Consider the following 25,674-nt stretch of genomic DNA (forward strand, 5'->3'; position numbering starts at 1 on the left):
AAATGCTTAAATAACAGCTTTAAAATATAGCCCGCGTACATTTACGCGGGCTTTTTTATATCTAAACGTTTATACCTAACAGCATTAAACCTATTACAAAGCCTATTCATCTCATCTATTTTTTATCATGTTTGTTACATGTTCTAATAGCGCTAATTATTAAAAAGGCTTACCCAAATGAAAAAATTAATTACCGCACTGCTGCTTACTAGTAGTATGGCTGCAAACGCTAACAACGCCGAATTTACCCAAAAGCAATTACAACAAGTCAATGAAGTGCGCACCTCTGCTCTAAATAGTGGTTTAAGCTATAAATTACTAGAGTCATTAACAACTGAAGTAGGACCTCGCTTACCTGGTACTGAAAATGATAAAAAAGCAGTGGCATGGGCTAAAGCTAAATTTAATGAGCTTGGTTTTGATAAAGTATGGCTTGAAGAAGCGACTTTTCCTGAATGGCGCCGTTATAGCGAAAGCGGAAAAATACTAACACCAAGCGAGCAACCTCTACATTTAACTGCATTAGGTAACAGTATAAGCACGCCTAAAGATGGGATCACAGCACCAGTAGTCTTGTTCGAAACACTTGATGAGTTAATTGCAGCACCAGAAAATAGCCTAAAAGGTAAAATTGCGTATATTAATTACCGCATGAACCGCGATATAGACGGGAATGGTTACGGACCTGCTGTAAAAGCACGTGGCACAGGCGCTATAGAGGCGTCTAAAAAAGGCGCTGTTGCCTACATGATGCGCTCGGTAAGTACTGGTCATCATCGTTTTGCACACACTGGCGGTAGTTACTACAAAGAAGGTGTTACAAAAATACCTAATGTAACCATTGCTAACCCAGATGCCGATCAAATAGCACGACTCATTGCTTTAGATAAAGACGTTTCGGTAAATATTAATGTGCAAACCGAAAGCCTTGGTGAAGGCACTGGTTATAACGTTATTGGCCAATTTAATGGTACCGAAAACCCTGAGCAATATGTATTAATCGGCGGGCATTTAGATTCTTGGGACTTAGGGACTGGCGCATTAGATGACGGCGCAGGCGTTGCACTAACAATGGCAGCCGCTAAACATATTAGCGATGTAAAACGTCCTAAGCGCAGTATTCGTGTGGTACTTTTTGCAGCTGAAGAGCTAGGTCTTTGGGGTGCAAAAGCTTATTTTGCAGAGCATAAAAACGAGCTAAGCAATATTGTTGCAGCAGCTGAGTCTGATTTTGGCGCTGATGTTGTATATGCTTTTGAATCGAACGTAAGCGCAGAGTCACTTCCTGTAGTGCGTGCTATTGCAAAAGAACTTGCGCCGTTAAATATTGAGCATATTGGTAAAAACCAAGCGAATGGTGGCCCTGATCTAATTCCACTTAAAGCAGCAACCTCAGCACCTATTTTTGAACTTGCTCAAGATGGAACAGATTACTTTGATTACCACCATACAGCTGACGATACACTTGATAAAGTAACACCTGCTAAGCTTCGTCAAAATACCGCTGCATACGCTGTATTTGCTCTAATGGCTGCGGATGCAAAAACAACAATTAAGCCTAAAGCTCAAAATAAGTAATAACAGACATACTTACTTACAGTTTGTGGCTTTAACTAACACGCTTCTTGTTTTACCTTTAGGTAATTAAACAAGGAGCGTGCTTTATGTTACTTTTCAACACGAGTGAATCATTTCCACATTTTGCACAAACAACACGCTGCCCTCATTGTCAAAGCGACGCCTACCATTTAGTAAATAAAAGCCGCTATTTACGGTTTAGTATTTTACCTATGCTTGCCTTAAAATTAAGTTATAAACGCGAGTGCTATCAATGCGGAAAAAGCGAACCTGTAAAAATAACGCAACTACCGTTAATAGAAAAACTAAGCCTACCTAAATACTTTATTGGTGTATTTTTATTACTTTGGATTGTTTTATTTTTTTATCAACAGCACCTTAATAGCGAGTCTCGAAAGGAAGGTTATTTAAATACGCCTAAAATATATGATACTTACTTAGTACACGCCGACAAATTTACACACGAGCCCTGGACCCTAACCAATTTAAAAATTGCTCAAGTTTTAAATTTTGACGAACAATTTATTACCTTTCAGATAAGCAACTACAGCTATAAACGTAATAATAGTATTACTTTGGCAATGCGTACTAGCCAGCTAATTCAAGACAATTACTTTTCCACTAAAACAATCACCCTCCCTCGTTATGAAGTAGCACGCCTTTACAACGACGAAGCTATTTACGACGTTCTGCGCCCCTATGCCAACATCCTTTATGGTGGGTTTGTGATGCATCCTCCCAAACCTAAGCCACTATATAAAGGCTTAAAGCTCGATAAAAACAATCAACAAGGCATTATTTATTTTAAAGATGGTTTGTTTGTTGAAGCATTTAATAGCTTTAAACAAGCTGCTGAAGCGGGCTCTCAATGGGGGCAATTAAATTTAGCGCAAATGTATCGTGATGGTCAGGGAATAGATCAGGATCAACAGCAGGCTATTTATTGGTACAAAAAGGCTATTGAGCAAAAAAATACTAAAGCACAGTTTGAATTGGAATCTCTTTGTAAAATAGCTAGCTGTGAATAAAGCAGCAAGTATGTTACTTGCTGCTTTAATATTTTATAACTCTAAATGTTTATCTAAAAAATTAATTACTTGTTTGTAGTAAGCAGTTCTATGTTCTTCTTTGTAAAAACCATGGCCCTCATCCTCCAATAATACGTACTTATAAGGATGGTTAGCTTTTTTCAATGCAGCAATTAATGATTCGGCTTGTTCAATAGGGGCTCGTGCATCTTCACCTGCGTGAACTATGAACACAGCTGCTTTAAGCTTATCTATATTATAGCTAGGTGAAAATGCCTTCAAAAGCGTTTCATCAGTGCCTAAAACGTTTTCAAGATAGTTTTGTCCTGTACTACGCCCTGAAATATCACCTTCTTCAAACATTAGCGGTAGGTCATAAATACCAACTGTTCCAATTGCACACTTAAACATGTCTGGCTCTAAAATGGCGCTCTGCAAAGCTGAATAAGCACCAAAGCTTGATCCCATTATACAAATGTTGTTTTTGTTTACCGTTCCATTAGAAATTAAAAACTTAACACCATCAATAATATCAAACTGAATATCAGAACCCCACTTTTGGTAACCTGCTTCTTCGAAGTTTCGACCAAACCCACCTGAACCTCTAAAATTAACTCTTAGTACAGCCATTCCCCTACTTGCTAATAACTGTACCTCAGAATCATAACCCCAATAATCACGAGGGCCATGTGGACCGCCATGAGGCATTACAACTAGAGGTAAGTTTTTATCTTCAAGACCATTAGGAACAGTTAAATACCCATAAATAGTTAAACCATCCCGCGTTTTATATTGAATAGGTTTTGTCTTTGAAAGCTCATTTTCGTTAAGCCAGCCACGCGCTGAAAATAATATTCTTAGCTTATTTTGTACCCCATCGTATAAGTAATATTTACCAGGGTTGGTATCACTTGATGCGTAAATAACATTAATATCGCCATTAGAGGTGCTACTGACTAACTGCACTTGGTCGCCCTGTAATGCTTCTATCAAAGACTTTAAACGAACACTTTTATGAGAGTCTTTATCTATAAAAGCATAGTTTGGATAACCTAACTCACTTTCTATTGCAAATAATTCTTTTGAAACTTCATCAACCCACACTCTTTTTGGAGATACATATTGTTCTTGATGAACTAATTCAATTTCCTTAGTATTTAAATTTAGTTTATATAACCCTTCAGCCTCTCCACCAACAGAAGCAGTCATATAAATGTTGTCACCAGACTTATCAAAAGCTTTTAGTCTAATATCGCCATAACTAACCTCTCCTAAATTTAATTTCTCCCAGTCACCGCCATCTTTTGCCTTAGTATGTATTTTTGCATCTATATAATTATCTGTAGATACTGAAACTCGAACATTACCATCATGATCAGTTAAAAATTCAGCCATACGTGATGGAGACAAAGTAACTTGCTTCCTTTTGCCCGTATATACATCTACTTCATAGACAATAGTATGCGGTTCATTACTCGAGGTCCAAGGATAGGTAACTACTAACATTTTTCTTTTGTTAGTAACTAAGGGATCTAATACAAATGAAGTTCCGTATAAAGGAGTCTGCCTTTTAAGGCGTGTACCTGTTTGCATTTCACCATGGTAACCAATTAGATATTTACCTCTAGCTCCATTAGCATTTACGCCAAATATCTCACCATGATATTCAGGGTGGTCTTGCCACCCTTTTAAATACTCTTTAGTAACAACAACTCGTTCATTATTAACCCAATGATAATCACCAACTTGAGCATTTCCTTCAAAGGCAACTGCATGAAGCATTTTAAAGTTTTCAGTATCAAAAATAACAAGCGCATTTTTACCTGCAACTTTATTTATAACCGCTAAATACTCGCCGCCTGGAGAAATAGTAGCGTGATTAAACTCTTTATTTTTACTGAAGTACTCCACGGGGATTTGGGGCTGCTTTGAGAAGCTAAAAAAGCTTACAAATAACAGAAGTACTAACAAGTTACATCTTAAAAGAAAATTCATCATAATTCCCTGTATTAACAACAAGAAGTCATAATATATAAAGTCTTATAAAATGTAACGAAAATGATAACTAAATGTGTCTGCTATTTTTTAATTAACTTTGTATAACCTACATGTATAAGCACAACAACTAAGCCAGCAATCACGCCTAGCAAACCATCAAACAATAGAGGAGCCAATACCTCTCCTGTACCGCCAGCAACAGATTGAGCATAGTTTGTTACATCGACTTGAGTATGATGCAGTAACTCAACACCATGTACTAAAATCCCGCCACCTACTAAAAACATCGCGATGGTGCCCGCAAATGCTAAAAACTGCATCAACCTAGGCGCTGCTGCGAGTAAGCCTTTCCCAAGTAATTCTTTAAATTGATTAGCTGACACTTTAGATTGGTTGAGTAAATAAAGTCCGGCATCATCCAGTTTTACAATACCTGCCACTAAGCCATAAACACCAATAGTCATTATAATTGCGATAACACAAAGCACTAAAGCTTGATTAAGCAATGTAGCACCTGCCACAGTACCTAAAGTAATCACAATAATTTCGGCAGAAAGAATAAAGTCGGTTCTTATTGCCCCTTTTATTTTTTGTTTTTCGTACTCAACTAAATCTAACTTTTCATCTTCGTCTACCGCTTCACTGTTATGAGGCAAAAACTTAGCAAATACTTTTTCAGCTCCCTCAAAACATAAAAACAAACCACCCATCATTAAAAGCGGTGTTATTAACCAAGGCAGCCATACGCTTATTAATAAAGCAGCGGGTACGAGTATCGCTTTATTTAAAAATGAGCCCTTTGCCACAGCCCAAACAACCGGTAATTCACGCTCTGCTGCTACACCTGTAACCTGCTGTGCATTGAGCGCTAAGTCATCGCCTAATACACCTGCTGTTTTTTTTGTTGCTACCTTACTCATTGTCGCAATGTCATCAAGTAAAGTGGTTATATCATCTAATAACGTTAAAAGGTTAGTGCCTGCCATAAAGCTTCCGAGCTCAAAAAATATTGCTATAAACATAACTTAAAGCGCTACTTTCACCAACGGTTAATTTTGCTTTGTTATTCTTACATTAGATTAAAATTTTGCCCTGTGTTTTAACTAACGTTTAAAGAAGATGGGAGGAAAAATGAAAGTATATTTAGCATTAATCGCTATTTTACTAAGCTTAACCGCATGTAGTGATTTAAAAACCAGTACTGCTTACCAATGCGATGATGAGAGCGTAAAACTCAATATTATTAATAATTCTGAAGCCGAACTTATCTTTAACAATAAAGTGCATGTACTTAATCACGAAAAAAGTGCATCTGGGAATAAATATATAAGTGAAGAGGTACTGTTTTGGGGTAAGGGTAATGAAGCCATGTTAATCATTGCAGGTAAAAAAAGACAGTGCACCAAGGTTTAACATAAAAACAACCAATAAATTACAACAATGCTACAATAATTAAAGACCCATTATTGTGATGAAGTTATGCGTTCAATTGCGATCAAACATAAAATAATTTTAGCCTTTACAGCCATTGGCATATTGGTGCTAACAAGTAGTGTATTTTTTTATTGGTCATTAAACAAAATTAGCGTTAACAATACCCGAACCGAAAAATTAGCGGTTCCGGTACAACAGTTCAGCAAAGATTTAAGGCTATCATTACTGTCTATTACCAAATTTAACGCCTTAGCTTACAGCCAAGCAAACCTTGATTTACTTCAACAAAATAAAAAACATGCGCAAGTTGAGCAACTACAATTTAGCGATATGCTCAATTCGTTAAGCGCTCAACTAAATCAACAAATAACCATGCAAAATTTACTCACCAGTACCAACGCAGGCTTCGAGCAACTGACTGAAGTAAGTGTCGCAATGTTTAGCGCTAAAGAGCGTAAGTTTGTAGCGCAAAATTCCACCATAGAATTATCAGCAACGTTTAACGAGCAACTTTACAATTTAAGTTCTAACTTACTTGATATAGAACTTTTAGAAGTGCCTGTAAAACAGCAGGCGTTACTTAATGCTATGTTTGGAACAGCGACCCGTATAGACGATTTATTGTTTAACTTAAGCAATAATATAAAAAGCATTACTCAAACTGCAAGTATCAATGATTTAAATAGTCATCAGCAAGATACTCTATTTCTACTAGATAACATCCAACCTAATTTCACCTATTTAGAGCAACAAGCGCTACCTTTTAATAATGCGTTTAATGCTAAAAATTTAACGGCTAAGTTTAATCAATTAAGAGAATTGCTTAACAACGATACAGGAATTTATGCCCAACAAAATAAAGTACTCAAAAGTGCTATTGCTGCGGCTCAAAATTTTGAACACTTTCAACAGCAATTTATAACAACAGAAGGTCAGCTTATTGAACTTAATAAATTGGCTGATGAGCGCTTTAATGCCTTACAAACTAATGCAAAGGCCGCCATAAATACAGGGATTAGTTCTGTAGTAATTATTACGATTGTTTTAATTATATTGATTATCGCTATCTCTATTTTTACAACTCGCGCAATGCTAAAACCGCTTAAAAAAGTAAACCGCGACTTAGCCCGAATCGCCTCAGGTGATTTATCAAAGCGAAGCCACCCACGTAGTAAGGATGAATTTGGTACTTTGCTAAATAACATAAATAAACTCAGTGAAGACCTGACTAACCTAATTGGTGCAATTAGTAGTGACGCCCACGAGCTAGACCGCAGCGCTATTAAAACCAGTGAAAAAGGTCAGCAAATGACGGTTGTTGCACAACAGCAGTTAGAGCGAAGCGCGCAGGCAACATCGCTTGCACAAAATATGCTAATCAACTCACAAGCGGTTTATGAACAAGCAGATAAAACATCAAGTGAAATAACAAACGCATCGCAATTTGCAAATGATGTAAACGAGATTGCTAATCAAAATAGTCTAAGTATAGAAACTTTATTGCAGCGTCTTGATAAAGCAGTAGGCAGCACAGAAGAACTCGCACAGTACACCCAGCTTATTGAAGCCATTGTTGAAACAATTAGTAGCATTGCCGAGCAGACTAACTTACTTGCACTTAATGCTGCAATTGAAGCAGCGCGAGCGGGTGAAAACGGACGCGGGTTTGCTGTAGTTGCTGATGAGGTTCGATCATTAGCTGCACGCACACAAACCTCGACTAGCGAAATAAACACCATGATCCAAACATTGCAACAACACACTAAAACAACTCAAGAACACATTACTGATGGCCAACACCAAGCCAAGCAATGTGTTAAAAACAGCACTGAACTAAATAAAGCCGTAGAGCGTATTAAAAGCACATTGTTGTCTGTTAATCAGATGAGTGAGCAAATTGCTCATGCATCACATGAGCAATTGACTAACAGTGGCGACATTCAACAAATAATGGCAAAGGTGACAGAGCAAGCAACCTTGAATGCCCAAAACGCGACAACCCTAGCAAGCGAAAGTGAAGACGTAAACCAACTTGCACACTCTTTAACGAGTGCCGTAGAGCGCTTTAAGTTTTAAGTGCAAGTAATGACTTGCCTTGCATGAAATGGGTATAATACTTTAACTCTTTTGCTTAATAGCGGCCCACAATGAAATATAAAGATCTACGTGATTTTATCGATTTGCTTGAAAAAAAAGGCGAACTTAAACGTATCACCCAAGAAATCGACCCGTATCTTGAAATGACCGAAATATCTGATCGCACCTTACGTGCAAAAGGCCCTGCGTTATTATTTGAAAACCCAAAAGGCTACGATATGCCGGTGCTTACCAACTTATTTGGTACACCAAAACGCGTAGCAATGGGCATGGGCCAAACAGATGTTAGCGAGCTTCGCGAAGTGGGCAAGCTACTCGCTTTTTTAAAAGAACCTGATCCACCAAAGGGTATTAAAGAAGCTCTAGGCGCTATACCTATTTTTAAGCAAGTGCTTAATATGCCTGCAAAAGAAGTTAAAAAAGCGCCTTGCCAACAAGTAGTTTTAGAAGGTGATGATGTAGATTTAACTAAATTACCTATTCAACATTGCTGGCCAGGTGATGCAGCACCATTAATTACTTGGGGCCTTACAGTTACCAAAGGGCCTTATAAAAAGCGCCAAAATTTAGGTATTTATCGCCAACAATTATTAGGCAAAAATAAAATAATTATGCGCTGGTTGTCACATCGTGGTGGCGCGCTTGATTTTCAAGAATGGTGTAAAGAAAACCCAGGGCAACCCTACCCTGTATCGGTAGCATTAGGTGCCGATCCTGCCACTATATTAGGTGCCGTAACGCCTGTACCTGACACTCTAAGCGAATATGCATTCGCTGGCTTATTACGTGGCAGCAGAACCGAAGTTGTAAAATCTATTTCAAATGATCTACAAGTCCCTGCCAGTGCAGAAATAGTACTTGAAGGTTACATAATGCCTGGTGAAATGGCGCCAGAAGGCCCTTATGGTGACCATACCGGTTACTATAATGAAGTCGATGACTTTCCAGTAATGACGGTTACTCACTTAACGCATCGTAAAGATCCTATTTATCACAGCACATTTACTGGCCGTCCGCCTGATGAGCCTGCTATTTTAGGTGTGGCACTTAATGAAGTGTTTGTGCCGATACTACAAAAGCAATTCCCTGAAATTGTCGACTTTTACCTTCCGCCTGAAGGGTGCTCATATCGTATGGCGATTGTAACAATGAAAAAACAATATCCAGGCCATGCTAAGCGCGTGATGATGGGTGTTTGGTCGTTCTTACGTCAGTTTATGTACACCAAATTTGTAATCGTCTGCGATGACGATGTTAACGCCCGCGATTGGGAAGATGTTATTTGGGCTATAACAACCCGAATGGATCCAGCGCGTGATACAACATTAATAGAGAACACACCTATTGATTATCTCGATTTTGCATCGCCAGTCTCAGGTCTTGGTTCAAAAATGGGAATGGATGCTACCAATAAATGGCCTGGCGAAACCACCCGCGAATGGGGCGAGCCTATTGTTATGGATAAAGACACCAAAGACCGCGTAGATGATATTTGGGAAAGCCTTAATATTGTTTAAGTGTTTATATGTAAGTACATATCAGGCTATAAAATAACCCTGCAGATATGCTAGAATCTAGCTATTCGATTGCGTATCTGCTGTTACAAGCGCTGCTAAAAGGTAAAAAATGCAAACATTAAAAGCTGAAGTTGTAGCTATCAGCCCACTTACAGAATTTGTTCATAAAGTAATTTTAAAGCCACAACAACCTGTGACCTTTGAAGCTGGCCAATACATGCAACTCGTATTAGGCGAAAAAGACAAACGTGCTTTTTCTATAGCTAGTCGCCCTTCACAGTGCGATGCAATAGAACTGCATATTGGCGCCTCAGGTGCCGATTCGTATGCAATGCAATCGTTAGAGCATTTACGAAACGCCCATACCACAGGGCAGTTAGTAGACATTGAAGCTGGCTTGGGTATTTCACAGTTGCGCCTGCAATGTGAGCGCCCTATTATTTTACTCGCCGGTGGTACTGGTTTTTCATACGCAAAATCAATGGCTGATCATTTAGCTGAAATAAAATGCGACCGTCCTGTGTTGTTTTACTGGGGCGTAAAAGAAGAATCTGCTTTATACGCACACACAGAAATGCAAGCATGGGCAGATAGCCATGAGAACTTTAAGTTTATTCCTGTAGTAGAAAATCCATCTGCTAATTGGCAAGGACACACTGGCTATGTACACAAAGCAGTAATGCAAGATATTGTGTCACTAGAACCATACGATATTTATATGGCAGGTCGTTTTGACATGATAGGTATTGTCCGTGATGACTTTATTACTCATGGTGCAATTCGTGAAAACATGTACGCAGATGCATTCGCATTTATCAAATAATTGAAATTTACTTTCAGTTATGAATAAAGGCACCTAATCGGTGCCTTTATTTTTATAACAACAAATATTTAATAGTTAAAACCTATCAACTCCATCAATATAAACAATTTCCTAAATCCCTATCTATAAACCATACTTTGTATAGAACATCAGCGGGAGAGACCCAAATGCTAAATACAAAAGTAAAAGATTTTATGCAACGCAAGTTGCCAAATATCACACCAGATACAGAAATGACGACAGCCATAGCAGAACTACAAAAATTTAAACTACTTGGCGCACCAGTATTTGATAAAGATAAATGCTTAGTTGGATTTATATCAGAGCAAGAGCTGTTAAAACCACTTACGCAAAGCAGTTATTTTTGTGATGGGATGGTTAAAGTCTCGCAGCTTATGCAAACAGAGGTAGTGACCGTTAGCGGCGATACCAACATTATTGAGCTTGCACAGCAGATGCAGCCTGGTAAACCAAAAAACTACCCTGTTGTAGAGGGTGTTAAAGTAATCGGTATGATCAGCCGAGCAGACGTACTTAAAGCACTTTACGATAATTACATAAGCTGCCAAACACACTAAATTGCAGATACAGAAATGCCGCTTATATAAAGCGGCATTTTTAATGCTCTTACATTAACGTGCGCTAACGAGTGCTAAAAGTTCTTTTTTATCGCCATCGCTTAAAAATGCTATTTCTAACGCATTTTTTTGGGCTTTTTCCATATCAGCTTGAGATAAGCCTGCTTTAGGTGCAGCAACGGTATATTCATACTCAATTTCAATACCTTCAACCGCAGGATCATCAGTATTAATACACGCTAAAATACCATGATCTAAAAACTGTTTAAGTGGGTGCTTAGTTAAATCGTTTACTGTACTGGTTTGAATATTACTTGTTAAGCATGACTCAATACCAATACGGTTATCGCGTAAATAATCCATTAGTTTTGGATCTTCAATTGCTTTAACGCCATGCCCTATTCTGCTCGCACCCAACTCATTAATTGCTTGCCAAATACTTGGAGCGCCAAGTGCTTCTCCAGCATGAATAGTCGAAGCTAAATACGCATTTCGTACTTGTTTAAAGTGCTCTACAAACAACTCACCCGGGAAGCCAATTTCGTCACCGGCTAAATCAACAGCGACTAAATCATTTTTAAATGCGAGTAATGCATCAAGCTCTTTTTGACACGTTTTTACGCCATAAGTACGCGATAAAATACCAATCAAGTTAGCTTTTATATTTGCGCCCTTTGTTGCTGATTTAATACCATCAACAACTGCCTCTACAACGCCTTCTGGGTGTAAACCTTGGCTTTGTGCCATGTAGTAAGGGCTAAATCGAAGCTCCACATAATCAAGACCTTGTGCTTGTGCATCTTCAATGTTTTCAATTGCGATACGTCTACACGCATCGTAGTCGCCAAGCACAGTAACTCCCCAATCTAACTTTTGTAAAAAAGCCATGAGGTTTGGTTCAGGATCAATAACTTGAACATGAGGGATTAATGCTTCAACGTTATCTGCAGGTAGCTCTATATTAAACTGTCGACCAAGTTCTAATATGGTTTGCGCACGTACATTACCGTCTAAATGGCGGTGAATATCTAGCAAAGGTAATTTTCTATTGATCATAATAGCAACCCAGTTTAGTTAAATTTGCGCGCATGATACGCAGATACAGTTATTTTTCAAGTCTATATGATTTGCGGTAAGTTTTAGCGGTCATATGTCTGCTTTTTGTGCAAAAAAATGATACAGCTTATTTTCCTGATAAGTGATGCCAAAGAGTTTTAAAAAGCGTATTTGCATCAATAGGTTTGGTAATATAGCCATTCATTCCACAGGCTAGTGCCTTTTTAACGTCCTCGTCATGGGCGTTCGCCGATAGCCCTATTATGGGTAAATCAATTAACTCTAAATCACGACGAATTACTTTTGTTGCTTTGAGTCCATCCATTTTTGGCATTTGAATATCCATAAGAACAATGTCGTAGCTATTTTCGGCTAGCTTTTCTATGGCCTCAAAACCATCGTTAGCAATGTCGGCAATACAGCCTTTCGTTTTTAAAATAGCATTAGCAACATGCTGATTAAGTGGATTATCTTCTACTAAAAGTAATTTATAGCCTGTAAATGATAATGTACTTACGTCTATTTCGTTGTATTGCTGCTGAATTTGCTCTGCCTTTGGTAAAGGCGATATTAGCGGCAAACTAAATGTAAATGTAGAGCCTTTACCTTCATAACTAACTAAATCAATTGCACCACCCATTAACTCAACCAGTTTTTTGCAAATACTTAATCCTAAGCCTGTACCACCATATTGGCGTGAGGTTGAGCTATCAGCTTGTGCAAACGGTTTAAACAATTGTTTCTGTGCTTCGCTACTAATACCAATACCCGTATCGTTAATACTAAAATAAGTCATTTTTTTCGACTGCCAAATTTTCAGAGTGATTTCACCTTCCCCTGTAAATTTAACCGCATTATTAAGCAGGTTCAGCAGCACTTGTTTTAAGCGGATTGGATCGGTATTGATGACCAAATTTGATGTTTTATCAAAATCGAGACTTAACTTTATTGATTTAATATCAGCCTCAAATTGAAGTAAATTAAGCATTTCATCCGCTAAACTCGCTACATTAATATGCTCTTGCATTAAGTCTAGCTTGCCTGCTTCCATTTTTGAAAAGTCGAGCACATCGTTTAATACCCTCAGTAAAACACCAAGTGCCCCATCTGCTTGCTCTATGTAACTTCTAGCTTGCTGCCAATCGTTTTGCTGGAGCGCTAAATAATGCAGCCCTTTTATACCGTTAATAGGGGTGCGGACTTCGTGACTCATGTTTGCTAAAAACTGCCCCTTTATATGACTCGCTTCATCTGCTTTTTGTTTTTCTTTGCGTAATGTATGCGTTTGCTTAGCCACTTGTTCGCGAATTTGTATGTTTGTACCTGTAACTGAAATCAAAAATGTAATCAGTAACCACACAAACAACATACCTACTATTTGTGCAAGCCAATACATTAACCAAGACGTTCTAACTATTGGCTCATATAACTCAACCTGCCACATACGTTTGCCAATCAACAATTGATATTCTTTAAATAGCGCTTGCGAATTAGCGGTATCTGCAATATAAATTGCCTGCTTTTTCCCTGGTATCGTTGTATCAAAAAAACTAGCTGAAATTGAGTTGTTGTGATCAAATAATAGTGTTTGCGATAAGCGTTTCAGACTGACTATCGCTGCCACAAAGCCTTGAAAATCATCTTCGGTAGAAGACTCTCCAAAAACAGGATATAAAAAAAGCACACCGTGTTCGGCTGTATTTTGGACCAAGTTAATTGGCTCACTTAGTGCAAGTTCATTAAGCTCTTTCGCTTTGCTAAGCGCTGCACCTCTTACTTTACTAGAAGCTAAATCAAACCCTAAAACATCTTCATTACCTTTTAAGGGATATACGTACTTTACTGGAAAGTAATTACTACGCGTACCTGCTGGTTGCCAAGCTCCATCTAGTGACTTTTCTTTTATGTATAGAGGTTTGCCTGTGGCTGGATTTTCATGTGTTTCAAAATCTGCGAGTTTATTTGCTGGTACATAAGGTATCCATTCAAATGCTAAAATTTCTTGGCTGTAGCCCAACTGCTTTGAAGTAAATTGTTTAAACTCTTTAAAATTAACGTCACTACTACTAGCAAAAAATGTAGCTAACAATCCTAAGTGAGCAGTAATACCATCGAGCTTCTGGCTTATAGCATTTTGCACAGTAAGTATTTTGGCTTCTTGCTTTTGAATGTCTTTTTCTTTTTTAACACTGGCAGCGCCATAAAAACTAACGCTGATTAGTATATAAATTAATAGTGAAGGTAAAATTACCAACATACGCTGGCGTACTTGCGTGTAATTAAAGGCTGCGAGCATGAGTGGAGTAAATATAAGTACACCGATACTGTCGCCAATCCACCATGCTATAAAGCTATCAAAAATAGCATTGGTCGGAATCACATTATTCAATGCTAATAAACTAGTTCCCACACCTGCAGCAATAACACAGCATATTGGTCCTGCTACTATTAAGCTTTGAACACTGTGTTTTAAAGAAGATAAATCCAACGGCGCTTTTATAACATTCACTATAATTTGTCGGCCAATCCAAGCCTGTAAAACAGAGGCTAAAGTAATGCCTATAGCTTGTAAAAGCACAATAAAATGAAAAATATCTACGGTGCGTTCAAGGTGAATTAAGTTAGTACAAAAAGCCCCAATAATAAGGCCAATAAATGACTTACGTCCCCAAATTAAAAAGCTCGCTAAAGCAATTCCTGAGGGCGGCCAGGAGGCGACCGCATAGCCATCTACAGAAAGAAGTGAGTTGCTAAAGTATCCTGTAAAGAAGTAAGCACAAGCCAAGCTAAGGGTTAATATTAAAAACTTTCTCAAAGCTTGTGCTCCTGAACTACAAAAAATGCTAAGTAGTTATAGTGTAGTCATTTATTGATATAAAACGAGCGCCTTTTCTGCCTGTGCACTATTTTTATAACTCAACACAGCTTGTTCAGAGAACTGTTTTTTATTTTCACTATTCAGTGCTTTATCAAATATTCTAGCTGCTAAGTCATAATCACCCTTAGCATTAGCAAGGCAAGCTAGCGCAAGTAATAGTGAATTATTTGAATCATCCTTCTTAAGCCGTTCTTGAATGCTTATTTGCAACTTAGCTGCATCGGCTGCTGTTGCTTTACTTAATATATTTGCAAGCTCTAAGTGTTGCTCACTATGCTTAACCATCTTAATTAAGTCACTTTCAATAACAGCCAATTGACCTGCTTGCGCCATTTGCATTAAATATGCGGTGTGGGCATGAGCTTGCAGCTTTTTAGGCAGCTGTTTATATTTTTCACTCAGCTTGTCTGCATCTAACGCATTAAAATAAGCACTAAATAACTGCGTCCACTGTGCATCAGTAAGTGCTTTTTTGCGCAGTAAACGCGGCAAAAGGTCTTCCAGCGCACCAAAGTGTTGTTGCTGTACTAATACTTCTGCATAAAGTTTTAACTCAAGTGCGGTGGCTTTTTTAGCTTCTGCGCTAATACGCATTTGTGATTCAATCGCGCCACTGTCACCACTTGCCAACCATAGCTTTGCTACTTTTAATTGATGCTCTGGGCTGATTTCAAATAAACGCTCAAGTGCTTTATCTGTTTGATTATTAGCAAGCGCTGCTTTTGCAAGTAATGCTAAGCGAATATCCTCAAACTTATTTGGTACGCTATTACCCGATAAAGCCTGTTCTACGTGCTCGTAATCATCATTAATGGCACTCCACAGAGCCTGCTCAATAGCTGCTTGTTTGCGCTCTTGGCTACGTGCAAAAAAGCCATGCTTAGTATTATGATAAATCGATAATAAATAACGAATTAACTTATATGTTAAATATAAAACAACAGCGGTAATGACTGCCATTATACAAAACGATACTATCGTGCCTTCTATCGTCGTATTGTTAAATGAAATAAGTACATAACCTTTTTCATCTAGAACGAATGGAGTAACCGCTAGTACAACAACAATAGCTACAATTAAAATAATTAGCCCTATCATTGCGCCCACTCCTTAACCTTTTGTGTACTGTTTAAGGTTACTTTTGGATTAAAGTTAAGCTGCTCTTTTTCAAGTTTAGACAACGCTTTAAGTACCGTTTTAGTTGTATCATCGTCTTGCTTAAAGTACTCACCAACTAAACGTTTTGCTTCACTTAAGGCGCTAAAGAAAATACTCGCCTGCTTACTCATAAGTGCATCTTGTGCCTGAGTTATATTAAGCTTGATTCGTTGATTTATTAAATGACGCTCTTGATCCGTAAGTAATGGCTCAATGGAAACACCCTCGTGCTGACGAATAGTAATAAAGCTATCCACAATTTTATTCCAGCTATTACTCAAGTTTTGCTGCCAATCACTCACGTCACCACTTAAAGCATTTTCATCTATTGCAGCTGCTTCTTCTGGTAAATTAACTGCATTAAAAACTAAGTCGTCAATACTGCTTAGTACACTGTTTAGCTGTAAATAAATAGCCTCTGTTGCAACAGGTTTAAGGCTATCAAGTGTTTGTATATCTTGCATAATCGCTTGGCGAACTTCAACTGTTCCTGGGTGCTCACTAAGCAATCCATCTAAGCGCTTTAAAACAGCACTAGTGCCTTGATAATCTTTTTCAGCCCATAGTTTAAACTCAGCCATACGTTGTAAGCTGGTTACTTCTTGTGGGTTTAACGATGAACCTTGTTGCTGCGCCTTTTGCAAAGCGGCTTTCAATTCTTGCTGATTTTGAACTGCACTTTCATTTAGGGCTGCGGCAATTTTTTCCTCACTATTAAACAGCGCTTGTTGCAAATTAGATTGCGCCGATTTAAGTGCTTGCAGCTCCTGGGTGAGTAACTTATTTTGCTCGCTTAACTCATTAACGGCTAGGTTTTGCGCCTTACCAGCATTTAATTTTTGATAAAACTCGTATCCAACACCAGAGGCCACAATTAACGAAATAAGAAGCGCAAGTACTGCAACCTTACTTATTTTTTGTTTACTTTTGTCTGCCGTATTTTTTGTAGCTGTAGGCTCTTGCTTAGTTGATTTAGCAGAGGTCGTGTTAGCTATTGTTGGTGTGGCTTTTTCTGCCGTTACTGGCTTTGACTGTTCGCTCATGTTGCTACCTTGCTGATTTATGCAGGTAAACATAGCATTATCGCTAGCCCCTGCTGCAATGTGTATATTAGCCGAACTTACCTGTTGCAGCTTTAAATAAGCGGCTATACGCTCGCTAGCAACATAAAATCGGCACTGTTGTAACCATTGTAGTTGGTGTGCAGTAAGGCTTTTAAATATAGCATCAACTGCTGCATTACTTGTTATGACTATACCGTGTACATTCTGGCTTTTCCAGTGGTCTGTCCAGTTAGAGGTGATACTCTCTGTCGGTTCACGTTTGTACACAACACAATTATTTAAAAAAGCACCGCGCTCTTTGAGCGTTTTAGCTAACTCAGGGCGGCCACCTTGGCCCTTAACTAATACTATATTACAGCCACCCACCTCGGCGAGTGATTTAAGCGCAAGTAACCCTTCTGAATCATACTGCTTTGGTACTGCTGCGCGCACACCAAATTGCTCATATATAACATCGGCTGTTTGTTGTCCAACCGCATAAAACTGCGCTTTGGTATTTATATCTGGTTTTAATTGCGAAAGTGCACTGACTGCATCTTGCGAGATAAATATTATTTTATCTGCATTTAATAGCGGACTAAGCTCAGTGCTGGAGGGTGTTAAATGCGTTATTTTTAATACCGGAAATAAAGACGCCTGATAACCCGCTTGCTCAAGTTGCTGTGCAAGGGCTGCGCCTTTTCCTTCGGGCCGAGTTATCAGAATATGTGTCATTTATGCGTCTCTATAAACTTCAGCTAATATTTTGTCTGCACCTTGAGCTAGTAATTTTTTAGCAAGCTCAATACCTAGTTTTTCTGCGTCATTTACATGGCCTGTTACTTCGTCACGTAAAATTTCGCTGCCATCAACAGCACCAACTAAACCACGTAAATGCACTTGTTCGCCATCAACCAATGCATAAGCACCAATAGGAACTTGGCAACCACCTTCTAAATAGCGATTCATCGAACGCTCTGCGTTTACGCGAATACGTGTTTGTGTATGCTCAAGTGGTGCAAGTAATGCTTTGGTTACTTCATCATCAATACGACATTCAATACCTACAGCGCCTTGACCATTTGCTGGTAATGACACTTCTGGCTCAATGTAGTCAGCAATACGCGACTCCATTTCTAAACGAATAAGCCCTGCAGCCGCTAAAATAATAGCATCATATTGGCCGTCATCTAATTTACCTAAACGCGTATTTACATTGCCGCGTAAATCACGAATATCTAAATCAGGGCGAAGTGCCTTAATTTGGCACTGGCGGCGTAGGCTCGAAGTACCAACAATAGCGCCTTGTGGTAGCTCACTTAAATTAGCAAAATTGTTTGATACAAACGCATCGCGTGGATCCTCACGCTCACAAATAGTATGCAGTGCTAGCCCTTGAGGAAACTCTACTGGCACATCTTTCATAGAATGTACGGCAATGTCAGCTCGGCCATCTAGCATGGCTTGCTCTAGTTCTTTAACAAATAAGCCTTTACCGCCAATTTTAGCCAATGGCGTATCTAAAATTATATCCCCTTGCGTCGACATTGGGACTAATTCTACGCGCACATCTGCATGAAAACGCTTAAGCTCTGCTTTTACAAATTCGGCCTGCCAAAGTGCTAGAGCGCTTTTGCGCGTTGCGATGCGTACTAATTTTGTTTTTTCTGTCATAGGGGTATCCAATTAATTACTGCGTTTAGCCAGTTTTAGTCAGCTAAAATTCTAAATTCTTTTTGGGCAATTAAATTACCTTGCTCATCAACTACATCAACACGCCAATGACCTGTTTGTGTGTTCATTATATTTTTTGTTGAGTACGTTCTGTAACGAGGCGAAGTAACATTAAGTGTAATTTCAGCCATCGTTTCACCTTCAAACGACCAAACATGCTTAACTTGCTGGCCTTGAAGGTTTTTAATCTCGCTAAAAAACGATAACCCTTCCTCAAACTGGCTTAACCTAATATCAGCAGCAAACACATTAGTAGGCTCACGCTTACTTACTTTACGAGTAAGTACCGCGCGACTAATTTTACCCGTGTCTATTTGCGCCCCCAATGCCACACTTGCCACATGTGCTGTAGAGGAAAAACCTTCAGTGCCACTCAATGCGCCATCATCACTTTCTAACTCTAAAAGTAAGTCACTTTGACTTGCAGGCTCAGTTACGTTTTGGGCTTCTGCGGTTTCTTCTTGCACATCATTATCAAGGTTTGAGTTTAACTCTGTATTAATACTTTCGCTTTGATCAGTAACAATATCGTTGTAAGCCAACAAAGCCGGGGGATTATTTACAAGGTCTACTTCGGCAGGTGTATTACTTGAAATGCTTAGTTGAGTCTCATTTTGCTCAGCTAACAAAGGTTCAATACTCGCTTGAGTTACCTCTACAGACTCAGCAGGGGTATTGTTTACTGATGATTGAGGCTCAACATCCATTACCTCATCGCTTGTTTGGTTTTCAGCGTTACTGCTGAAATTTAAGAATTGTTCCTGCTCATTTGGGTGCTCACCTTGCTCTGCATTAACAGAGGTGGTTAAGCCATAAACAACTGCTGCAGAGGTCATTAATACCAACATAGCAATACTCACAATACGACGCCAATTCCACTCGTAGCTTACCGTTGGTACGCTCTGTTGTAATTCGCGTTTAACATTTGCTTTTATAACTATTTTTTGACTCATATTGACCTCAGCGGTTCCAAAATTAGCTTAAACGAGCAATTAACCATTGGCGAATAGCTTGCAATTCTTCTGCGCAAACTTGATGAGCCATTGGATATTCTTGCCAGCTTACATCCATGTTATGTGCTGTTAATACTTCAAACGCATTTCTACCCGCACTGTGCGGTACAACGTTATCTTGGCTACCATGAGCCATAAATACGTTTAAATCAGTATGTTTTGCTTCATCAGCAAATTTGTGTGGCACACACATATAAGTAGAAAGCGCCATAACACCCCCAAGCTTTTGCTCAAAGCGCGGCGCTAAATGCAAAGACACAACACCACCTTGAGAAAAACCAGCTAAAATTATTTTATTAGCAGGAATGCCATTAGCAATTTCTTTATTAATTAACTCTTCTACCTTTGCAGCAGAATCTCTTACGCCTTGTTCATCGGCACGCTTATCTAATTCTATAGACTTAATATCGTACCAAGAGCGCATTTCCATGCCACCATTTATGGTGACCGGTTGCACTGGCGCATGCGGAAAAATAAACCGTATACCAAGCTCGCTTGGTAAATTTAGCTGCGGGGCTACTGGCGCAAAACCATCCCCAGAGTCACCTAAACCATGTAACCAAATAACCGTTGCTTTATGTTCACTTTGGGCTGCATATTCTACAAATTCTAAACTCATAGTGATGATTGCCACTTAACTTCTTGGCCTGCTTGGCGAGTTGAGGCTTCATTTATAAACGCCCAAAATTCAGCGCCAGAGCGGTTATCAATCCATAACCCATCACGCATTTCAAAATGATGTCCGTTAAACTTAGTCGCAACCCATACTTGATGGAGAGGTGCTTGCTTATTGATCACTATTTTACTTTTATCAGGAAAAATAATTTCTAAAATACCTTGTGCCGATTCATAATCTAAATCAGCTTCGCAATCATCAACCTGCTCTTCAATAGTGAACATAAGAGCTTCGGCTAATTGGTGATATTCGTGTTCAGTCATTGTTATTTCCTTTGCAGGCGAGCCGCCTAATATTGGGTACGTTTTAGCTTTAAATTAGCTTTAAAAATGTGCAGCTAGTGTAACAGGAATAAAATCATCCGCGAATAGCTGCATTTTTTAGATATTCTGTTACTCTGCGATTATAAAGCCAGCAACCGTATTAATCTAATGAAAGCGACACATACCTTACAATTAAAAAGACTATTAATAAGCACTGTACTGTTAAGCGCCTTAGCTGGCTGCGGACAAAGCGGTCCGTTATATTTACCAGAGCAACAAACAGAGCAAAACCAACCTCAAAATGCAGCTAAACCAGCCACTACCGCTGAGCAAGCTAAAGCATCGCAAAGTCAGGAGCAATAAATGGATTATTTTAACTACAAAAACAACCAATTATTTGCCGAAGACGTCAGCGTAGCAAGCATAGCGCAGCAATACGGCACGCCGTGTTATGTATACTCGCGTGCTACATTTGAGCGCCATTACTTAGCATTTGCTAACGCCACTAAAAATCATAAAAGCTTGGTATGTTACGCTGTAAAAGCAAACTCAAATATTGCCGTACTTAATATATTAGCGCGCTTAGGATCGGGTTTCGATATTGTATCTAAAGGTGAACTAGCGCGTGTAATTAAAGCGGGAGGCGATGCTTCTAAAGTGGTTTTTTCAGGCGTGGCTAAAACGTCTGACGAAATAGCTTACGCATTAAAACTGGGCATTAAATGTTTTAATGTAGAGTCGGCGTCTGAGCTTGAACGTATTTCTGAAGTGGCTTGCGAGCTTAACCTAGAAGCGCCTATTTCTATTCGCGTAAACCCAGACATAGATGCAAAAACACATCCGTATATTTCTACCGGTTTAAAAGAAAATAAATTTGGTATTGATATTCAAACAGCAGTGAGTGTTTATCAACAAGCAGCGGCTTTACCTGGTTTAAAAGTAATTGGTGTCGATTGCCATATTGGCTCTCAATTAACGCAAGTTAGACCTTTTTTAGAAGCCCTTGATAAATTAATGGCGCTTATTGATGAGCTAAAAACTAACGGTATTGAGCTAACTCATTTAGATATTGGCGGCGGTTTAGGTGTGCCATACGACAACGAGCAACCACCACACCCAAGTGAATATGCAGCGCAAGTTACCGAACGCTTAGCTAACTACAAACATCTTGAACTTATTTTTGAACCAGGGCGCGCTATTGCAGCTAACGCAGGTATTTTGGTTACTCAAGTTGAATTTATCAAACAAAACCAAGACAAGTTTTTTGCAATTGTAGATGCAGGTATGAACGATATGCTTCGCCCTGCGCTTTATCAAGCGTGGCAAAAAATTATTCCGGTATCCGTTCGCGACGACGAAACACCGACACACAACTTTGATATTGTGGGTCCGGTGTGCGAAACCGGCGACTTTTTAGGAAAAGACCGCGAACTTGCACTCAAACAAGGCGATTTACTTGCACAACGAAGTGCGGGTGCATATGGCTTTACAATGAGCTCAAACTACAACTCGCGCCCGCGTGTTGCAGAAATAATGGTAGATGGTCAGCAGCATCACCTTATTCGCGAACGCGAAACTATTGAAAGCCTTTATCAAGGTGAGAAAGTTTTACCATAAACGTTTTTGTCTACTAGCTGCTCTGTGGCATGATTAGCACAGAGCAAAACCGAATTAGAGCGCTATGTTAGTTAATTTTTCCAAAATGCACGGCTTAGGTAACGACTTTGTTGTGATTGATAACATTACACAAAATGTTTTTTTGTCGCGAGACCAAATCAAAAAACTGGCAGATCGCCACTTTGGCATTGGCTTTGACCAATTGCTGATGGTTGAAGCACCATATTCACCTGATCTCGACTTTCATTATCGAATTTTTAATGCCGATGGTACCGAAGTAGAACAATGCGGTAACGGCGCACGCTGTTTTGCCCGCTTTGTACGCATGAAAGGCCTTACTAACAAGCACAAAATTAGTGTATCGACTAAGTCGGGCAACTTAACGCTCTACATAGAAAAAGACGGTCAAGTAACTGTTAACATGGGCCACCCTAATTTTGAGCCAAGTAAAATTCCGTTAAAAGCCAGCAAACGCGAGCTTACTTATATTATTAGAACGCAAGAACACACTGTATTTAGTGGCGCGGTATCTATGGGTAACCCACATTGCGTGCTAGAAGTTGACGACGTAACCACCGCACAAGTTGATATATTGGGGCCATTACTTGAAAACCATGAACGCTTTCCACAAAAAGCGAACATTGGCTTTATGCAGGTTGTATCGCAAGAACACATTAAGCTAAGAGTGTGGGAGCGCGGCGTTAACGAAACCCTAGCCTGTGGCACGGGTGCATGTGCAGCGATGGTGATTGGTCATATGCAAAATAAATTATCAACAACCGTTCAAGTAGATTTGCCGGGCGGTACTTTGCAAGTGCGCTGGAGTGGTGAAGGTCATCCGGTACGCATGACTGGTCCCGCAGAGCATGTTTTCGACGGACAAGTAGCGCTATGAGCGAGCTAAGTACAGAGCAGATTATTGATTACTTACAGCAACATCCTGACTTTTTAGTTCATCACCCTGAACTACTCGCACAACTTGAGCTGCAACAGCAAGCTCAAGGTGCAACGTCACTAGTACATATTCAGCAACGTCAATTACGCGAGCACAACACGCTTTTAAAAAGCCAAATAGATGCTATGAGCAAGCATGCAACGCAAAACGAGCTCGTATATCGTTTGTTTAGCCAGTGTCATCGCCAGCTTTGGAATCATGACGATTTTGACACTCTTGCAAATAATCTACGCAATATAATCTGCTCAAGTGAAGATGTTAACGACTGCAAATTAGTAAAATACAATCCCGAGTACGACGAGCTTATTGCGCATCGCCTTACCCATTCTGGGCATTATTTAGGGCGAATTAATAAACAAGAGCGCGAACAATTATTTAGTGAAGATACACAATCCGTCGCTATTTATTTAATTGGCGACACTACACATCCTATCGCTATTTTGGCGTTTGGTAGCAATAACGTAAACCATTTTGAGCCCGCGCAAGATAACCTGTTTGTGCTCGACTTTATAAACGCATTACACCTGCGGTTACAAAAACTAGCATGAGTGACGATGCGCCTAATATTACCGCGCTAAGCGACCACTGGCGTACACCCATAACGCTATTTAGCGATTATTTAAAGTTTGAAAAACAATATTCAGCGCACACAGTTAATCAATACGTAAGCCAACTTGGCTTTGCTGCCCTATATTTTAGCAAACTATGTGATGACTGGTTTGGCGTACAAGGCGAACATATTCGCCGCTACAGCATGGCACTGCGATCAAAGCAATTAAGTGGCCGTACAATTAGCTTAAAGCTCAGTTGTATTCGCAGCTTATATAAGTTTTTAAAAGCAAAAAATATTGCCGAGCAATCGCATTACCATAATCCGGCTATAGGTATAAAAGGCCCTAAGTTTGCAAAGCCCCTACCTAAGAATCTCGATGTAGATCAAATGACACGCTTGCTCGAAATACCCGACGACGAACCTCTCGCAATTAGAGATAAAGCAATGATGGAGTTAATGTATTCATCAGGGCTGCGTATAAGCGAGTTAGTTGGCGCTAACATGCAAGATATTAGCGCTGCCAATGGTGAAATTTTAGTGCGTGGTAAAGGTAATAAAGAGCGATTAATTCCGGTGGGCAAAAAAGCGTTAGACGCATTAAAAAAATGGCTCACAATACGCCCTCAGTTTGCAAAGCCCGATGAAATAGCAGTATTCTTAAGTAGCCAAAAAAACCGTATTTCGATTCGCCAAGTGCGCCTACGCATGCAAGAGTGGGGAATAAAACAAGGCATTAGCTCGCAAGTTCACCCGCATAAGCTGCGCCACTCGTTTGCGTCACATATTTTAGAATCATCTGGTGATTTACGCGCCGTGCAAGAGTTACTAGGGCACAGCAGTTTGTCGGCTACACAAGTGTATACGCATTTAGATTTTCAACATTTAGCCAAGGTGTACGACAACACTCACCCTCGTGCAAAAAAACGAACTGATTAGGTAAATAAATATGATCCGATTTAATCGTGCTATTAAGCCATTTTCTGTCATGAGCTTTGATTTAGACGACACTCTTTACAACAATCACCCCATTATAAAAGCAGCGGTTAAAGCGCAGCAAGATTATTTAAACGCGCTCCCGAGCTACTTAGCCCAAGGCCCAAAATACTGGCAACAATGCCGCAATGAGGCCGTATTACAGTTACCTGAACTTGCTGATAACGTCACTAAATGGCGCCAACATACATTGCGCTTAGCCCTTTCTAAACTAGATTTGAACGAGCAAGAGGTAGAGCATCATGCCGATGCTGCCTATAACGCCTTTGCCGATGCGCGCAGTAAAATAGTGGTAACCGACGACGTACTAAAGCTGCTAGATAACTTAGCCCAGCACTTTACGCTGGTTGCAATTACTAACGGTAACGTTGAAATTGAACGCTTTAACTTACACGATAAATTTTCGCTCGTGTTACAAGCCGGTATGCACGGTAAAGCAAAACCTCACAGCACCTTATTTGATAAAGCCGCCGAGCACTTAAACGTTGCTAAAAGTGAAATTTTACACATTGGCGATAGCCTAGATACCGACGTACAAGGCGCAAATAATGCCGGTTGCCAATCGGTATGGTTAAACGATCAAGGCGCCAATTATGCTTATAAAGGGCTGGCCGATATTGAAATAGCCAATATTCATGCCTTAACGCACTTTATTAAATAACCGATTAAAAATAAGAGGTCA

At 39.5% G+C, this 25,674-nt stretch carries 23 protein-coding genes; 13 read left to right on the forward strand and 10 right to left on the reverse strand.

Annotation, left to right across the window (positions count from 1 at the left end):
* The first annotated feature begins 177 nt into the window (after nucleotides 1-177).
* Both H5115_RS08095 and H5115_RS08100 read left to right on the forward strand, forming a co-directional pair.
* Nucleotides 178-1,578, forward strand: coding sequence for a M20/M25/M40 family metallo-hydrolase (locus tag H5115_RS08095; RefSeq protein ID WP_182754669.1), 1,401 nt, complete (start codon nucleotides 178-180; stop codon nucleotides 1,576-1,578).
* Between the two features lie 86 nt (nucleotides 1,579-1,664).
* Nucleotides 1,665-2,606, forward strand: coding sequence for a tetratricopeptide repeat protein (locus H5115_RS08100; RefSeq protein ID WP_182754671.1), 942 nt, complete (start codon nucleotides 1,665-1,667; stop codon nucleotides 2,604-2,606).
* A gap of 33 nt (nucleotides 2,607-2,639) precedes the next feature.
* Here H5115_RS08100 and H5115_RS08105 read toward each other — a convergent pair whose 3' ends face one another.
* Both H5115_RS08105 and H5115_RS08110 read right to left on the reverse strand, forming a co-directional pair.
* Nucleotides 2,640-4,604 carry a S9 family peptidase gene (locus tag H5115_RS08105; protein WP_240915884.1) on the reverse strand — a complete coding sequence of 655 codons (1,965 nt, stop codon included), beginning with the start codon at nucleotides 4,602-4,604 and terminating at the stop codon, nucleotides 2,640-2,642.
* Between the two features lie 80 nt (nucleotides 4,605-4,684).
* A complete protein-coding gene (locus H5115_RS08110; RefSeq protein ID WP_182672069.1) occupies nucleotides 4,685-5,590 on the reverse strand; it encodes a DUF808 domain-containing protein in 906 nt (301 codons plus the stop codon).
* 145 nt (nucleotides 5,591-5,735) lie between these two features.
* Between H5115_RS08110 and H5115_RS08115 the strand changes: the two genes are divergently transcribed.
* The 5 genes from H5115_RS08115 (at nucleotide 5,736) to H5115_RS08135 (ending at nucleotide 11,053) form a co-directional block, all read left to right on the forward strand.
* The gene (locus H5115_RS08115; protein WP_024595167.1) at nucleotides 5,736-6,017 is read left to right on the forward strand and encodes an MliC family protein; all 282 of its coding nucleotides are present in this window, start codon (nucleotides 5,736-5,738) and stop codon (nucleotides 6,015-6,017) included.
* A gap of 66 nt (nucleotides 6,018-6,083) precedes the next feature.
* A complete protein-coding gene (locus tag H5115_RS08120; protein WP_182754673.1) occupies nucleotides 6,084-8,114 on the forward strand; it encodes a methyl-accepting chemotaxis protein in 2,031 nt (676 codons plus the stop codon).
* 71 nt (nucleotides 8,115-8,185) lie between these two features.
* Nucleotides 8,186-9,652: a 4-hydroxy-3-polyprenylbenzoate decarboxylase gene (ubiD, locus tag H5115_RS08125; protein ID WP_002960958.1), complete on the forward strand. Its 1,467-nt coding sequence runs from the start codon at nucleotides 8,186-8,188 to the stop codon at nucleotides 9,650-9,652.
* Nucleotides 9,653-9,761: 109 nt separating this feature from the next.
* The gene (fre, locus tag H5115_RS08130; RefSeq protein ID WP_149594663.1) at nucleotides 9,762-10,475 is read left to right on the forward strand and encodes an NAD(P)H-flavin reductase; all 714 of its coding nucleotides are present in this window, start codon (nucleotides 9,762-9,764) and stop codon (nucleotides 10,473-10,475) included.
* Between the two features lie 167 nt (nucleotides 10,476-10,642).
* Nucleotides 10,643-11,053, forward strand: coding sequence for a CBS domain-containing protein (locus tag H5115_RS08135; protein WP_024594621.1), 411 nt, complete (start codon nucleotides 10,643-10,645; stop codon nucleotides 11,051-11,053).
* Between the two features lie 54 nt (nucleotides 11,054-11,107).
* On the opposite strand, the gene add is transcribed toward H5115_RS08135, so the two are convergent.
* From add to cyaY, 8 genes are all read right to left on the reverse strand, one after another.
* Nucleotides 11,108-12,109 (reverse strand): adenosine deaminase, encoded by a 1,002-nt coding sequence (add, locus tag H5115_RS08140; RefSeq protein WP_002960964.1) that lies wholly within the window; start codon nucleotides 12,107-12,109, stop codon nucleotides 11,108-11,110.
* Nucleotides 12,110-12,236: 127 nt separating this feature from the next.
* Entirely contained in the window at nucleotides 12,237-14,924 is a 2,688-nt protein-coding gene (locus H5115_RS08145; protein WP_182754675.1) for a CHASE domain-containing protein, read from the reverse strand.
* A 51-nt stretch (nucleotides 14,925-14,975) separates the two neighbouring features.
* Nucleotides 14,976-16,085: a heme biosynthesis HemY N-terminal domain-containing protein gene (locus tag H5115_RS08150; RefSeq protein WP_182754677.1), complete on the reverse strand. Its 1,110-nt coding sequence runs from the start codon at nucleotides 16,083-16,085 to the stop codon at nucleotides 14,976-14,978.
* Nucleotides 16,082-17,923 (reverse strand): uroporphyrinogen-III synthase, encoded by a 1,842-nt coding sequence (locus H5115_RS08155; protein ID WP_182754679.1) that lies wholly within the window; start codon nucleotides 17,921-17,923, stop codon nucleotides 16,082-16,084. The genes H5115_RS08150 and H5115_RS08155 overlap by 4 nt, the downstream gene beginning before the upstream one ends.
* Complete coding sequence (hemC, locus tag H5115_RS08160; protein WP_182754681.1) at nucleotides 17,924-18,862, reverse strand: hydroxymethylbilane synthase; 939 nt, start codon at nucleotides 18,860-18,862, stop codon at nucleotides 17,924-17,926.
* A gap of 35 nt (nucleotides 18,863-18,897) precedes the next feature.
* Nucleotides 18,898-19,875, reverse strand: coding sequence for a DUF2914 domain-containing protein (locus H5115_RS08165; protein WP_182754683.1), 978 nt, complete (start codon nucleotides 19,873-19,875; stop codon nucleotides 18,898-18,900).
* A 22-nt stretch (nucleotides 19,876-19,897) separates the two neighbouring features.
* Nucleotides 19,898-20,554: an alpha/beta hydrolase gene (locus tag H5115_RS08170; RefSeq protein WP_002960978.1), complete on the reverse strand. Its 657-nt coding sequence runs from the start codon at nucleotides 20,552-20,554 to the stop codon at nucleotides 19,898-19,900.
* On the reverse strand, nucleotides 20,551-20,874 hold the full coding sequence (gene cyaY / locus H5115_RS08175) for an iron donor protein CyaY (protein ID WP_002960979.1): 324 nt from the start codon (nucleotides 20,872-20,874) through the stop codon (nucleotides 20,551-20,553). The genes H5115_RS08170 and cyaY overlap by 4 nt, the downstream gene beginning before the upstream one ends.
* A gap of 168 nt (nucleotides 20,875-21,042) precedes the next feature.
* Between cyaY and H5115_RS08180 the strand changes: the two genes are divergently transcribed.
* From H5115_RS08180 to H5115_RS08205, 6 genes are all read left to right on the forward strand, one after another.
* Nucleotides 21,043-21,237 (forward strand): LPS translocon maturation chaperone LptM, encoded by a 195-nt coding sequence (locus H5115_RS08180; protein WP_182754685.1) that lies wholly within the window; start codon nucleotides 21,043-21,045, stop codon nucleotides 21,235-21,237.
* Nucleotides 21,238-22,491 carry a diaminopimelate decarboxylase gene (gene lysA, locus H5115_RS08185; RefSeq protein ID WP_002960983.1) on the forward strand — a complete coding sequence of 418 codons (1,254 nt, stop codon included), beginning with the start codon at nucleotides 21,238-21,240 and terminating at the stop codon, nucleotides 22,489-22,491. It abuts the gene before it with no gap.
* Between the two features lie 64 nt (nucleotides 22,492-22,555).
* Nucleotides 22,556-23,386 carry a diaminopimelate epimerase gene (dapF, locus tag H5115_RS08190; protein WP_002960987.1) on the forward strand — a complete coding sequence of 277 codons (831 nt, stop codon included), beginning with the start codon at nucleotides 22,556-22,558 and terminating at the stop codon, nucleotides 23,384-23,386.
* Entirely contained in the window at nucleotides 23,383-23,994 is a 612-nt protein-coding gene (locus H5115_RS08195) for a DUF484 family protein (protein WP_182754687.1), read from the forward strand. The genes dapF and H5115_RS08195 overlap by 4 nt, the downstream gene beginning before the upstream one ends.
* Entirely contained in the window at nucleotides 23,991-24,935 is a 945-nt protein-coding gene (locus tag H5115_RS08200) for a tyrosine recombinase XerC (RefSeq protein ID WP_182754689.1), read from the forward strand. The genes H5115_RS08195 and H5115_RS08200 overlap by 4 nt, the downstream gene beginning before the upstream one ends.
* Nucleotides 24,936-24,945: 10 nt before the next feature.
* A complete protein-coding gene (locus H5115_RS08205) occupies nucleotides 24,946-25,653 on the forward strand; it encodes an HAD-IA family hydrolase (RefSeq protein WP_182672081.1) in 708 nt (235 codons plus the stop codon).
* Nucleotides 25,654-25,674 lie beyond the last annotated feature (21 nt).

This window comes from Pseudoalteromonas sp. SR44-2, assembly GCF_014163745.1.
Classification (GTDB): domain Bacteria; phylum Pseudomonadota; class Gammaproteobacteria; order Enterobacterales; family Alteromonadaceae; genus Pseudoalteromonas; species Pseudoalteromonas distincta.